Annotated in this window: 14 protein-coding genes; 9 read left to right on the top strand and 5 right to left on the bottom strand. The window is 71.8% G+C overall.

Annotated elements, in window-relative coordinates:
• Positions 1-34: 34 nt before the first annotated feature.
• Positions 35-2941, bottom strand: a complete 2907-nt coding sequence (locus ACFY10_RS33880) for a BTAD domain-containing putative transcriptional regulator (RefSeq protein ID WP_390669266.1) — start codon at positions 2939-2941, stop codon at positions 35-37.
• A gap of 270 nt (positions 2942-3211) precedes the next feature.
• On the opposite strand from ACFY10_RS33880, the gene ACFY10_RS33875 reads away from it, so the two are divergent.
• The 6 genes from ACFY10_RS33875 to ACFY10_RS33850 all read left to right on the top strand — a co-directional run bounded on the left by ACFY10_RS33875 (position 3212) and on the right by ACFY10_RS33850 (position 7770).
• Positions 3212-3874, top strand: coding sequence for a hypothetical protein (locus tag ACFY10_RS33875; protein WP_390669061.1), 663 nt, complete (start codon positions 3212-3214; stop codon positions 3872-3874).
• Between the two features lie 120 nt (positions 3875-3994).
• Positions 3995-4315 (top strand): MerR family transcriptional regulator, encoded by a 321-nt coding sequence (locus ACFY10_RS33870; protein ID WP_390669060.1) that lies wholly within the window; start codon positions 3995-3997, stop codon positions 4313-4315.
• 237 nt (positions 4316-4552) lie between these two features.
• A complete protein-coding gene (locus ACFY10_RS33865; protein WP_390669059.1) occupies positions 4553-4756 on the top strand; it encodes a cold-shock protein in 204 nt (67 codons plus the stop codon).
• Between the two features lie 140 nt (positions 4757-4896).
• On the top strand, positions 4897-5190 hold the full coding sequence (locus tag ACFY10_RS33860; RefSeq protein ID WP_390669058.1) for an SCO5918 family protein: 294 nt from the start codon (positions 4897-4899) through the stop codon (positions 5188-5190).
• A 344-nt stretch (positions 5191-5534) separates the two neighbouring features.
• Positions 5535-6686: a ferredoxin reductase gene (locus tag ACFY10_RS33855; protein ID WP_390669057.1), complete on the top strand. Its 1152-nt coding sequence runs from the start codon at positions 5535-5537 to the stop codon at positions 6684-6686.
• 22 nt (positions 6687-6708) lie between these two features.
• Positions 6709-7770, top strand: coding sequence for a fatty acid desaturase family protein (locus ACFY10_RS33850; RefSeq protein ID WP_390669056.1), 1062 nt, complete (start codon positions 6709-6711; stop codon positions 7768-7770).
• A gap of 77 nt (positions 7771-7847) precedes the next feature.
• Here the strand turns inward: ACFY10_RS33850 and ACFY10_RS33845 are convergent, their stop codons facing one another.
• The 3 genes from ACFY10_RS33845 to ACFY10_RS33835 all read right to left on the bottom strand — a co-directional run bounded on the left by ACFY10_RS33845 (position 7848) and on the right by ACFY10_RS33835 (position 9828).
• Positions 7848-8264: an ATP-binding protein gene (locus ACFY10_RS33845; RefSeq protein ID WP_390669055.1), complete on the bottom strand. Its 417-nt coding sequence runs from the start codon at positions 8262-8264 to the stop codon at positions 7848-7850.
• Between the two features lie 180 nt (positions 8265-8444).
• A complete protein-coding gene (locus tag ACFY10_RS33840) occupies positions 8445-8924 on the bottom strand; it encodes a DUF5994 family protein (protein ID WP_390669054.1) in 480 nt (159 codons plus the stop codon).
• 559 nt (positions 8925-9483) lie between these two features.
• Complete coding sequence (locus ACFY10_RS33835) at positions 9484-9828, bottom strand: hypothetical protein (protein WP_390669053.1); 345 nt, start codon at positions 9826-9828, stop codon at positions 9484-9486.
• Positions 9829-10302: 474 nt separating this feature from the next.
• Between ACFY10_RS33835 and ACFY10_RS33830 the strand changes: the two genes are divergently transcribed.
• Positions 10303-10701 carry a DUF5994 family protein gene (locus ACFY10_RS33830; protein WP_390669052.1) on the top strand — a complete coding sequence of 133 codons (399 nt, stop codon included), beginning with the start codon at positions 10303-10305 and terminating at the stop codon, positions 10699-10701.
• Positions 10702-10747: 46 nt separating this feature from the next.
• Here the strand turns inward: ACFY10_RS33830 and ACFY10_RS33825 are convergent, their stop codons facing one another.
• Entirely contained in the window at positions 10748-10999 is a 252-nt protein-coding gene (locus ACFY10_RS33825) for a hypothetical protein (protein ID WP_390669265.1), read from the bottom strand.
• A 176-nt stretch (positions 11000-11175) separates the two neighbouring features.
• Between ACFY10_RS33825 and ACFY10_RS33820 the strand changes: the two genes are divergently transcribed.
• Both ACFY10_RS33820 and ACFY10_RS33815 read left to right on the top strand, forming a co-directional pair.
• On the top strand, positions 11176-11661 hold the full coding sequence (locus ACFY10_RS33820) for a DUF5994 family protein (RefSeq protein ID WP_390669051.1): 486 nt from the start codon (positions 11176-11178) through the stop codon (positions 11659-11661).
• 167 nt (positions 11662-11828) lie between these two features.
• Complete coding sequence (locus ACFY10_RS33815) at positions 11829-12854, top strand: alpha/beta fold hydrolase (RefSeq protein ID WP_390669050.1); 1026 nt, start codon at positions 11829-11831, stop codon at positions 12852-12854.
• Positions 12855-12863: the final 9 nt, after the last annotated feature.

Below are 12863 nucleotides of genomic sequence, written 5' to 3'. Positions count from 1 at the left end.
CGGGCCGCATCCGTCCGACGGGCTGGCCGAGGAGTTACCGGCCCCCACGCCGACGCCCGATGTCGTCCAACACCCGCGAGATCCTTGCCCGATTGGCGTCGGCATCCGGAAGCGCCGTGCCCCGCTCGAAGAAGTCCCGCGCCCCCGCCAGGTCCTCGGCCACGGCGCCGTGCCAGATCAGCCGGTGGCGTATCGCGATCTCCGATGCCGTGCCGGTCTGTTCGTCCAGCATCGCGCGCGACCGGTTGCGGAGTTCGCTCGCCGCCTGCAGGTTGCCCAGGTTCGCCTCGGCCGTGGCCAGCCTGCCGAGGACGGCGGAGTACAGGGGGACGTCCCCGAGCCGCCTGGCCAGATCCTCGGCCTTCCCGAGCGTGCCCACTGCCTCGGCGGGCCGGCCGAGGTCGAGTTGGAGACCGCCCAGGCGGAGCAGTGTCTTGCCGTGCAGCCTGGGACTGCCCGTCTTCTCGGCGACGGCGATGGCATCCAGATAGCGGTCGTACGCCTTGTCGTACTCGCCGAGTTGGTGGTGGATGTCGCCGACGCGGGTCATGACCGACCCCGTGAGCCAGTCGTCGTCCGCCAACTCGCCCACCAAGCGGGCGACTTCGGCGAAGTGGGTCATGGACTCCGCTATCCGTCCCGCCAAATTCGCAAACGTCCCGAGACCGGCCGCGGCCATGGCCTGCTCCCGCGGGTCACCGGCCCGGCGGCTGATGTCCAGGGCCTCGGTGAAGCAGGCGCGCGCCTGCTCGTAGCGGCCCTGCAGCCCGTACATCATGCCCAGGCCGGTGCGCAGTGCGGAGACCATCCGCCGGTCGGCGGCCCGGCCGGCCAGCGGCAGCAGCATCTCCAGTGCGGTGCGGCACTCGTGGAAGCGGCCCTGCCGGGTGAGGTAGTCGACCACGCCCTCGGCGATCCAGCAGGCCTCGTCCAGATGGTCCGTGGCCGCCGCGCGGCCGATCACGTCGACCAGTTCGCCGCCCGCAGCGTCCAGCCAGACCGTGGCCTCCTCCCAGTCCGCGAAGGGCCCGGTGCCGCGAGGGCCGGTCGGGGAGGAGGTGCCCCAGTCGCTGGCGCAGCGGGCGGCGGCCGCATACAGCCGGAACACACCGCTGCGGCCCGCCGCGTCCTCGTCGGGCGAGGCGACGGCGACGCGTCGGGCGTAGGCCGCCACCAGGTCGTGCAGCCGGTAGCGGTCGGCGGTCACCCGCTGCACCAGACTCGCGTCGGCCAGGCTCTCCAGGCGGCGCCCGGCCTCGGGGGGAGTCCCGTCGAGCAGGGCGGCCAGCGTCAGCCGGTCCAGCCGCACGGTGGGGGACAGGCCCAGGGCGCGGAAGGCACGCTGCTCGGGGGCCGGCAGCTGGTCGTAGGAGATCCGGAACGCGGCTTCGACGCTGCGGTCCTCCACGGCGAGCTCGTCGAGCCGGCGCTCGCCGTCGGCCAGCCGTGCCACCAGGTCCTCCACCGCCCATAACGGACGGTCCTGTATCCGTGCCCCGACGATGCGCAGCGCCAGCGGGAGCCGGTCGCACAGCGTGGCCAGTTCGCGTACGGCAGCACGCTCGCGGTCGGAGCCGTCGCCGCCGACGATGCGGGTCAGCAGCCCCGCCGCCTCGTCGATGCCGAGGGGGGAGAGCGAGATCCTGCGGTCCGCGTCCAGCCCGGTCAGGCGCCGGCGGCTGGTCACCAGCACCATGCTGCCGGGACCGGCGGGCAGCAGCGGGCGCACCTGCTCGGCGCGGGCGGCGTCGTCGAGCACGACGAGCAGGCGCAGGGAGGCGGTCGCCGCCCGCCACGACGCGGCCAGCTCGTCCAGGTCCTCGGAGTCCTGTCCCTCACCGGCACCCACCGCCCTCAGCAACCGCCGCAGCACCCGCTGCCGCCCCGCCGCCTCACGGTCCTCGCGGTGCCCGTGCAGCTCCACGAACAGACAGCCGTCCGGATACCGGTCCCGCAGCGCCCGGGCCGCCCGCACCACCAGGGCGGTCTTCCCGACCCCGGCCATGCCGTCCACCGCCCGGACGCTGACCACTCGTGCGTCGGCGGGCGTGGCGAGAAGCCCGAGCTCTCGCTCCCGCCCCGTGAAGTTGCCGATTTCAACAGGCAGTTCATGGCGTGGAGGGCGCTTGTGACGGCTTGGCCCGATCGGTACGGCGGCGGTGGTGGTGCCGAGCAGGAACGCGTCGTCACCGCGGAGAACCGCCTCGTGCACCCGCCGCAGTTCCGCGCCGGGCTCCACCCCCTGCTCGTCCACCAGCCGGCGGCGCACCGCGGCGTAGACGTCCAGCGCGTCGGCCTGCCGGTTCCCGGCATGCAGGGCGCGCATGAGCACGGCGGCGAGCGCCTCGTTGTAGGGGTGGGCGGTGGTGAGGGAGTACAACTCACCCACGGCGTCGGCGTGCTGCCCCACCCGCAGCTGGCAGTCCACTTTCTCCTGCACCAGCACCAGCCGCCGCTCCGCCAGCCGCAACCGCTCCCCCTCCGCGAAGGGTCCGGGAACCCCGGCCAAGGGCTCACCGCGAAACAGCTCCAGTGCCCTGGACCACGCCTCCGCCGCGGCGCCGAGATCCCCGGCCTCCCGCGCGGAACGCCCTTCGGCAGCGATCTCCTCGCACCGCGCCACGTCCACTGCCGCGCTCGCGGGGGCGAAACGATAGCCACCGGGAATTGTCTCGATGACGGGTGCATCGAGACGCCGGCGTAACCGATGCACATAGACCGGAATCACCTTGTCGCCGGTGCCGGGAGGCTCCGGACCCCACACCCCGCCGAGCAGTTGCTGCCGACTTACCGTCCTGCCCGGCCGTAGCAACAGACAGGCCAGCAGGGCCTGTTCGCGCACCGGCCCGAGCTCCAGACACTCATCACCCCGCCAGGCCTGGAGCGGCCCGAGCAGAGCGAAACGAAGTTGCTGATTTGCATCCGTGGACAACTCGCTCATGATCGGCACGCGGGGAGCCTATAGCGCCTCCGTCCCCCTGCCCCGACCACCACAAGACCTGCGCGTATCGCGTACGACGGCACCACACCGCCCGCCCGGACGAGCGACGGCTTCGCCGGAGCACAGTCCTCAGGCGAAGCCTGCCACGGCGGCGGGCGTAGGCTCGAAAGCACCGAGGGTTCTTCGTGTGCCGGCTCACGCGCCGGCGCCGTTCTCGGCGAACGACGACGCCGGGCCGGACCCGTCCGGGCTCGGAGCAGGGTTCGCCCCATGACTGCGAACACGCCGGCCCGCCCGGCGACTGCCCACGCCAGGGAACCGGTCCGGCACCGGCAGGGACCGTCGCCCGAGGCGGGTGAGCTCGTCCGTCCGCTGACCCGGCGCCAGATCGCCGACCGCATGCCGGAGCTCGGCGAGCTGTACTCGCACACCTTGTCGAGCGAGCCGGAGGACTCGGACCCGTCGGACCCGGACCGGCGCGCCGCCTTCCGGCGACGGCTCGCAGGCCATGTGCGGCGGCCGGGGTTCGAGCTGCTCGTGGCGGAGAACGCCTCTCCCGCGGGCGCCACGGTGCTCACGGGATGTGCGTACGGCTTCTTCGTGCGCGGTGACGGGCCCTGGTGGCAGGATCTCGACGAGTATCTCCCGGAGAACCTGTTCCGCCTCGCCGCCCTCGGCAGGCTCTTCGCGATCGCCGACATCCTCGTGGAGCGACGGGTGCGCACCCAGGACCAGAGCCGCGAGTGGAACCTCGCCCGGCGCCTGCAGAAGCGGCTGCTCAGCGATCACACCGCGACCCTCGGCGTCACGGTCGTCGACCGCGACGACGTGGACGCCTACAAGGCACTGCTGTCCTGGGGCTGGCGCAGCCTCCCCGCCGAGGGCCGCGGAGCATCGCGTTTCGCTCCGCGCCGCCTCCTGGTGCTCCGCTGAAGGCGGCGGGCATTCTGCGCCCGCCGCGGGAGGATTTCCGCAGGGGCGACTAGAGTTCTGGTACGGGAACCAGCTCCTTGTTGCGGGCCGTGACGCTCGGCGGTCCGCGGGAAGGCAGGCATGCCAACGGAAGACCGGTCGCACGCCGTCGCCCGGCTCGACGACGACCACCACCCCGCGTACACCATGGGCCGCGCCGCGGAAATGATCGGTGTCACCCCCGGGTTCCTGCGGGCCCTCGGAGAGGCCGGGTTGATCACGCCGAAGCGGTCCGAGGGCGGGCACCGCCGCTACTCGCGCCACCAGCTGCGCCTGGCCGCGCGGGCCCGCGACGTGGTCGACCAGGGCACTCCGATCGAGGCGGCCTGCCGGATCATCGGCCTCGAGGACCAGCTGGCCGACGCCCTGCGTGCCAACGAGGAACTGCGCCGCGGCGAGTGAAAATCTGACGGCGCCGGAACAGAAATTCGACCGGCTCCGAAAAGCGTTTTCCGAGGTGCCCGCCGTTTTCTTTTCCGCCTTCTGTCCTTTTCTTGTCGTCGATTTGTTCCGTGCTAGGCTGAATCTCAGTTGCAGTTGTGGTTGCCATTCTTACCGGGTTTCCGGGGCAGGTGATCATCACAGCGATGAAGGAGTCCGCGAGGTGCGGGTTCCAGCACTGCCTACAGGAGAAAACACATGGCCACCGGCACTGTGAAGTGGTTCAACGCGGAAAAGGGCTTCGGCTTCATCGAGCAGGAGGGCGGCGGCCCGGACGTCTTCGCCCACTACTCGAACATCGCCACCCAGGGCTTCCGCGAGCTGCAGGAAGGCCAGAAGGTGACCTTCGACGTCGTGCAGGGCCAGAAGGGCCCGCAGGCGGAGAACATCGTCCCCGCCTGACCCTCCGGACCCGCGTCCCAGCACACACGCTCTTTACGCGCATACGGCGAAACAGGGGCCCGCACCTTGGGTGCGGGCCCCTCTCCGTTCCCGTTTCCGTTCCACCCGCCCCGGATCCGCTCCGACCCTGGTGAGGCACCATGCGCTGTGTGATTGCCCGTTTCCCCTTCGACCTGTCCAAGGCCGGGGTGGAGATGTCGATGGAGAATGTGCAGCCCGAGCCCGTGACGGGTGCTTGTGCCGTCATCGGGGACCGGGTGTATCCCGTCAAGCAGGTGGGAGTGGTCATCACCCGCCAGGACCCCCGTGACTTCACCGCCGCGGAGATGGTCCGGGCGCTGGTCCGACTCGGCTTCACCTGCCGGACCGCGCCTGCCCAGCCCGTACCCGCCCCCGATCTGTCGTACGGCTCTGTCGACCGTCTGCTCGGCTGACACCCCCGTACGCCCGCCGCGATCCGGCCGTTCCGGCACGCGGCGGCCCCTCTGTGTGCCGCCCGCCCGTGCAGGTCACCGCACCCGCGTCGGGCGGGCGCCGCGTCACCGCCGACGGGCGCGGTGCGACCTGTGGCTGAAAGTCCGCGTCCGCCCTGCCGCCGGCCGTCCGGTGTGCTTCGCTCGGTCCGGGCAACCGGCCGAAGCGCCGGTACGCCGTGGGCGTACGCGACCGACGGATCCCACGGCCGCCGCTGCGCATCCCGCAGACCCCGCCGGGAAGCGAGCCCTGACACGCACCGGAGAGCGAATCCAGGACCACGCCCAGGAGAAGGGGAACCCGCATGCCTGTGCCCAGGTCCCAGCCGCCGTCCCCCGTCGTGGACCCGCTCACCGGATGGTGGTCCGGCCGCACCGGAGGCCGCATCCTGACGGCCGCGTCCTGGCTGGCCGGCCCGTTGACCAGCCCCTCCACCCCCGACGACTACCTCGCCCTGCTCGACCCGCTGCTGTCCGCCCGGCACCCCGCGGGCCGGGTCGTCGCCGTGCGCACCGAGGGCCCCGCAGCGGCCACGCTGACGATCCGGCCGGGGCGCGGCTGGGCCGGGCACCGTGCCGGGCAGTATCTGCCGGTGGGGGTGGAGATCGACGGCGTACGGCACTGGCGCACGTACTCGATCACCGCGCGGCCCGACGACCACGCGCTCACCATCACCGTGAAGGCGGACCCCCGCGGCCGTGTCTCCCCGCACCTCGTGCACCGCACCCCGCCCGGCACTGTGCTGCGACTCGGCCCGGCCCAGGGGGAGTTCGTGCTGCCCGAGCCGCTGCCGGAGCGGATGCTGTTCGTGACGGCGGGCAGCGGGATCACGCCCGTCATGGGCATCCTGCGCACCCTTGCCGACCGCCGCCGACCGGTCGGCGGCCGGGACGCCGTCGTACTCCTGCACAGTGCACCCGATCCCGAACAGTGCCTTTTCCGGGCCGAGTTGACCGATCTGGCAGCCCGGTCGCCATGGCTCGGGCTCGGACTGACGTACACACGCACGGCCGGCCGGCTAACCCCGGAGCGCATCGCCGCGCTCTGCCCCGACTGGCAGCGGCGGGACGCGTGGGTGTGCGGCCCGGCGGGACTGCTGGACGCGGCCGAACACCACTGGCGTGCCGCCGACTTGCGCGGGCGGCTGCGCATGGAGCGCTTCCGGCTGACCCCGCCGCTGCCGCAGGCCGTCGGCGCCACCGGCGGCCGGGTGCGGTTCGACCGCAGCGGCGTCGAGGCCGACGTGCCCGCGTCAGGCCCGCTGCTGGTGACCGGTGAGCAGGCGGGCGTGCCGATGCCGTACGGCTGCCGCATGGGTGTCTGCCACAGCTGCCTCGTCCCGCTCCTCGACGGCCGCATCCGCGATCTGCGCACCGGTGAACTGCACGGAGAACCAGGCGAGTTGATCCAGACCTGCGTCAACGGAGCCGCGGGTCCGCTCGTCCTCGACGTCTAGGACCTCCCGAGGAGGCCCCTCCATGACCGCAGCAACTGCCATGACCACCGGGCAAGCTGATCAGAGCGACGAACTGGGCCGCGAACTCGACCGCATCCGGTCCGAGGTCGTCGCGGCACGAGGCGCGACCGACGCCCGCTACATCCACACGGTCCTCGCCGTGCAGCGCTCCCTGGAGACCGGCGGCCGCCTCGCGCTCGCCGTGTCCCTCCTCCCGCCCGCCTGGCTGGCCGGCACCGCGATGCTCACGGTCGCCAAGACCCTGGAGAACATGGAGCTGGGCCACAACATCCTGCACGGCCAGTGGGACTGGATGGGCGACCCGGCAATCCACTCGACCACCTGGGAGTGGGACTTCGCCACCCCCGCCGACGCCTGGAAACGCACCCACAACCACCTCCACCACACGTACACCAACGTCGTCGGACGCGACCGCGACCTCGGCTACACCATCCTGCGGATGAGCCCCGACCAGCCCTGGCACCCGGTGTACCTGTTCCAGCCGCTGTACGCCGCCCTGCTCGCGCCGGTCTTCGAATGGGGCATCGCCCTGTACGACCTGGAGGCGGAGGCGGTGCCGGCCGGCCGCAAGAGCGTGCGGGCCCTCCTCGGCGACCTCTTCGGCCTGGCCCGCAAGACGGCGGCCCAGTTCGCCAAGGACTATCTCCTTTTCCCTCTTCTCTCCGGCCCCTCCGCCGTGCCCTGCCTCCTCGGCAACCTCACGGCGAACGCCCTGCGCAACATCTGGGCCCACACCGTCATCTTCTGCGGCCATTTCCCCGGTGACGTACGGACGTTCACGGAGGACGAGATCGAGGGCGAGACCCGGGGTGAGTGGTATCTCCGGCAGATCCAGGGCTCGGCGAACATCGAGGGCGGTCGGCTGCTGCACATCCTCAGCGGCAACCTCAGCCACCAGATCGAGCACCACGTCTTCCCCGACCTGCCCAGCAACCGCTACGCCGAGATCGCACCCCGGGTGCGGGAGATCTGCGCCCGCTACGGACAGCCGTACGTCACAGGACCTCTGGGTCGGCAGTACGCGTCGATGTGGGGCCGCGTCCTGCGCCACGCGCTGCCGTAAGCGTTCCCCGCCAGGCCGTCGTACAGCGACGACGACCTCTGCCCCCTACGGCGCGTCGGCGGATGATGCCCGGGCCGTCACAGGGCCAGGACCGCGCGCACCCTGTTGCCGCCCCCGCTGACCGGGTCGATGTCGAAGCGCTGTGCCAGGCACCGCACCATGGCGAGGCCCCGTCCGCTCTCGCCCCAGGTCGTCAGCGGTCGCACGCGGGGCCGGCCGGGGCTGCCGTCGTAGACCTCGACGGTCACCCGTGTGTCGGACACGTGCAGGCGCAGGCGGCAGGCGCCGCCGTGCCGCGTGGCGTTGGTGACCAGTTCGGAGACGATGAGTGTCGCGTCGCCGATGTGCTCGGCGTCCAGCCCCACCGCCCGGCGGTCGGGCCGGGCGAGGAACTGCCAGGTCAACTTACGTGCCCTGCCCGCCGATTCGGCCTCGTCGGACAGCAGGTACTCGACTCGTACGGAACGCCGATGGGTACGCCGATGCGTACGCATGGCGGATCACTTCCCCTCCTGGGCCACCCGACCGCCCTGGCCGTGGCCGCTCGCCGGGCCGCGGCATGTCCTGCCCGGCCGGGCCTGCCCATCCCTGATGCCCCGTGCGGGTGATCGCCAACCGGATGCGGCGAGCCGGGCATTGGCGGGGCGGCGCGGCACGGTGCCGAGGCATGGCGGTCAGATGTCTCCCGCCCCGGGACTTTCGCTCGCGTCGGCCAGGAGCGCGGTCGCGGTGAGATGGAGCGCGGGATCGGCCGCGGCCGTCATCAGGCGCTCTGCCGTGGCCTCCTCGATCCCGGGCGGGACGACCAGCAGGTCCCGGCGCCCGACGCCGTACGCGAAGAGCCGGATGGCGTGCGGGTCGAACCCGGACGTGTACCACGCGGCGCGCACCGTGTGGCCGGCGACGGGCAGGTCGCACGGCGCCTGGGGCCAGGCGCTGCGGTGTGCGGCCAGGCGCGTCACACGTCCCCACGACGCGTCGAACGCCTCGATGAGAGCGGGCAGTTCGGCCGGCAGGTCGTCGGAGCGGGGCCACCAGGCGCCGCTCACGGGGCCGGGCGGGAAGCTCGGCGGGCGCAGGGTGAGCCGGGCGGGGCGAAGTGAGGAGGGTTGCTTCCGGTCGGGCGAGGCGCGTTGACCGGTGGGCGCGTTCATGTCGCGATCCCTGTCTCCGGGCCGCCGTGCGACGGACCGGTGTCGTGGTGCGCCGAGAACGACGCCGACGCGGAGCCGGCGTACGGGCAACTCCCGGTTCGCTCCACGCTACTCCGGCCCGGTGCGTCGACAGGTGTGCGGTCCGCAGGATTCTCAAGGGTCCTCACGGCTTCTCACCCGGGGAGAGTCCGCCTAGGCTTGCGGTATTCCGCCGTGCACAGGTTTGCAGTCGGAACGCACACCGTTCGGCAGCCCGTCGGCTGCCTGTGCCCCGAGCCCCCGGGCAAGGACCGATTCGCAGTCCCTGCAGAGCAGCCGGCTCTCGTTGCCCGTCGTGGCCGGCTCCTGTGCCTGCCCAGTCCTGCTTCCCCTCGTCGCGAGACCGGCTCGGTGATCTCCCGCTTGCCGTCGCACGGTCCGATGTGGGGCACACGGCTCCCGAACGCGCGCCGAGGCCGGGGGGAATCGGCCGCCCGGGAGCCTCGGGCGGCCGTCGCCGGGGATCGGACGACCGGCGGCGGCCGTCGGAAGGCGCCTCCGCCGTCGGACCCGTGACCGTTTATGCGCGGAGCAGCCGCCCGGTGATCTCCCGGTACTCCCGCAGCGCGAACCGGAGTTCGGTGGACTGCGTCTCGGGGTCCTGGTCCTGCCAGCTTGCGCGCAGGACGCGTCGCCGCTCCTTGAGGGCGTTCACCAGCGCGTCGGTGGCTTCGTCGAAGGCGCTCTCGGCCTCCTCCAGGGCCTGGCCCGGGGCGTCCGCGAAGACGTTGACGGCGTGTCCGAGGTGCCGGACGATCTTGTCCCGTTCGGCTGACGGGAGCAGTGGTTCCGGGCCCGGGGTGTGGCGCCCGGAGGGGACCGGGGGCTGGTCCGCGCCTTGCCGGGCGCGTGTCTGGTCGTACATCGTCGTATGCACCGTTTCGTTGCGATGAGGGGTCACCGCCCGAAGGCGCCTTCGGCCTTCTCGACGGCCTGCTGCAGGCTTCCTCAAACCCGGTCGGCCCTGCCCTTCACGGCCTGCCCCGCGCCGTGCTGCCAGTCAACGTCCGGCGGCGTTCGGTGTCAACGCGGTGCCGACCTGGGCGCACCCTGTCCGAGGCTCCGGTCAGGGACACCCGACGCTTCCGTCCGCGCGGGAGTACGGTGGGGACCACGAGGGTGCGTCGTGCCCACCTGACAGGTTCGCTTCAGCACGCCACCCATTCTTCAGGGGCAGCCCGTGACCCCGGCCGCACCTCGTCCCAGCGGCCTTCACCCAGGTCAAGGAGCCCCCTCCATGCCAACCGGCCCCAGCACGCCCGCCACGCCGGAGCGGGTCGCGGACCGTCGCGCCTGACGTCAACCATCCATTCGTGCAAGGTAGTTGGCAGGAGCCATCATGACCACCGCGCTGCAGCCCCCGCTCCCCTCCCAGCCCGTGCTGCGCCTGCGCCTGGCACCCCACGGGGCTCTGCCCCGGGCCATCGACGGCGCGTGGTGGCCGCGTTCGTACGATCTGCTCGCCGAACTTCCGCGACTGCTCGCCGGGTTGCCGCGCGCATGGGGCCACATCACCAGCGTCACCGTCAACGGTGCGATGTGGTCCGCGGTGCCCGGCCGGATGCTCGTCTCCAACCAGGTCGTACGACTGCGCAGGACCCTGACGGCGTCCGCCCCGCACACCGTCGTCCTGCTCGCCCCCGGCCGGGGGCGCTGGGACCTGCTGGTCGTGCCCCCGGATACGACCGAGCAAGCTGCGGTACCGCTCATGGCGGCCGCCGCGGGCGGTCAGGTCTGACCCGTCGCATCCCCGCCGCCGTGAGAGCGGACTCCCGCCCATCGCCTCACTTCCGCAGGCGGTCCTCCTCGGGGGAGCGACTGGTCTCCAGCCAGGACCGCGCCGGTTCCGCCGCCCGAGTCGTGTCCACGGTGAGCTCGAGCCGCGTTCCTCCGCCGGCGCCCGCGGGAAAGCTGCGCTGCTCGGTGGCCGCGAAGCAACGGCGGAGAACCTCCGCGACGCGACGGGCGACTTCGGGGGATGCGGCGACGATGCGTACGTCGGCGTGTCCGTCCGAGGGTGTTTCCTTGGGCTGCATGGCGACCTCGTCGTTCCCCTCGGGCACGGATCAGCTGTCCGCCGCTTCCTTCACCCTACGCCCGTGTGATCCGTGGTCCCGGTGTGACCAGCGGACTTCCCGGCCGCTGTGAGCCGCGGAGTACGGTGGGACGAGGAAGTCACCCCCATCTCTCGCAGGGCAGGCAGGCGAGTGCGATGTCCGACTCCGGCTCCCCGCGTGCACCCCGACTCCTGCCGGACGCGGTCCACCGTGCCATCAAGCCCGGAACAGCCGTCGTACGGCTGGAGACGACGCACGATCGTCAGGGTGTTCTCGACGGGGCGTGGTGGCCGCGTTCCCGGAACATCGCAGCCGAACTGCCCGCGCTGATCACCGCGCTCACCGAGCACCTCGGGCCGATCACGCGCGTCGGCCTGGACGCCGGGGCCTGGGAAGAGCTGCCGACAAGGATGACCATCGGCGACCGCGTCGTCCGCATCGACTCCTTCGCTGTCGGCGACGACACCGTCCTCGTCACCCGGGGCGACCAGGACCACTTCTCCCTCCTCGTGGTCCCACCGCACGCTGCACCCGACGCGGCACGCGCCGCGATGGCCGAAGCCGTACGCGCCGACAACGTCACACAGGCCGGACAGATCCTCATCGACACCGGCACGGGCCGGTCGGTGCTGGGGGCGTGACGACGGGCTGTCCCTTCATTTCGTCTTGCGTCACCATCCTGGATGGTGACGCAATCTTGTCAGCTTACGCATGTCCCAGGATTGTCACCGGCTTGACCGGTGACGACCTTCGTGCCACAGTCAGTCATCGCACAGGCCGGCAAACCTGACCGCACGGAGGGATCCACATGATCGACAGGCGTGGTTTCGGCAAGGTGCTGGGGCTGGGCGCGGGCGCGGCCGCTGTTTCGATGACCGGTCTGCCGGGTGGGCAGACCGCCCACGCCGCCACCCGGAGTGCAGCGCGCACCGACTTTCCGCAGCTGAAGCAGGTCAGGGCCGGTCTGCTGGACGTCGGCTACGCCGAGCTGGGCCCCGCCCGTGGCCCCGCGGTCATCTGTCTGCACGGCTGGCCGTACGACATCCACAGCTATGTCGACGTCGCCCCGCTGCTGGCCGAGGAGGGCTACCGGGTGATCGTCCCGTATCTGCGCGGCCACGGCACGACGCGCTTCCTCTCCGACCGGACGTTCCGCAATGCCCAGCAGTCGGCCATCGCCCTCGACATCATCGCCCTGATGGACGCCCTGAAGATCGAGAGGGCCGTGCTGGCCGGCTTCGACTGGGGCTCACGCACCGCGGACATCATCGCCGCGCTCTGGCCCGAGCGCTGCAGGGCTCTGGTCTCGGTGAGCGGATACCTCATCACCAACCGGAAGGCCAACCTCGAGCCGATCGCGCCGCAGGCCGAGCACACCTGGTGGTACCAGTACTACTTCGCCACCGAGCGGGGCCGCCTCGCCATGGAGCGCAAGGATCTGCGCCACGACCTGACCAGGCTCGTCTGGGACACCGTCTCCCCGACGTGGGACTTCGACGACGCCACGTTCGAGCGCACCGCGGCGGCCTTCGACAACCCCGACTACGCGGCCGTCGTCATCCACAACTACCGCTGGCGGCTCAGCCTCGCCGACGGGGAACGCCGCTACGACGGACTCGAGCAGCGGCTCGCCGAACGGCCGTTCATCGAGGTGCCCACCATCACCCTCGACCCCGAGCGGGATCCCTTCACCGCTCCGGGCAACGGCACCTCGTACCGGGACAGGTTCACGGGCAAGTACGAGCACCGGACCCTCACGGGGATCGGCCACAACGTGCCCCAGGAGGCGCCCACCGCCTTCGCCCAGGCCGTCATCGACGTGGACCGTTTCTGATCCCGGCCA

The organism is Streptomyces sp. NPDC001401 (assembly GCF_042895385.1).
Taxonomy (GTDB): Bacteria; Actinomycetota; Actinomycetes; order Streptomycetales; family Streptomycetaceae; genus Streptomyces.
Note: the sequence above shows the minus strand (reverse complement) of the source record. Positions and strands in the feature narration are given on the sequence as shown.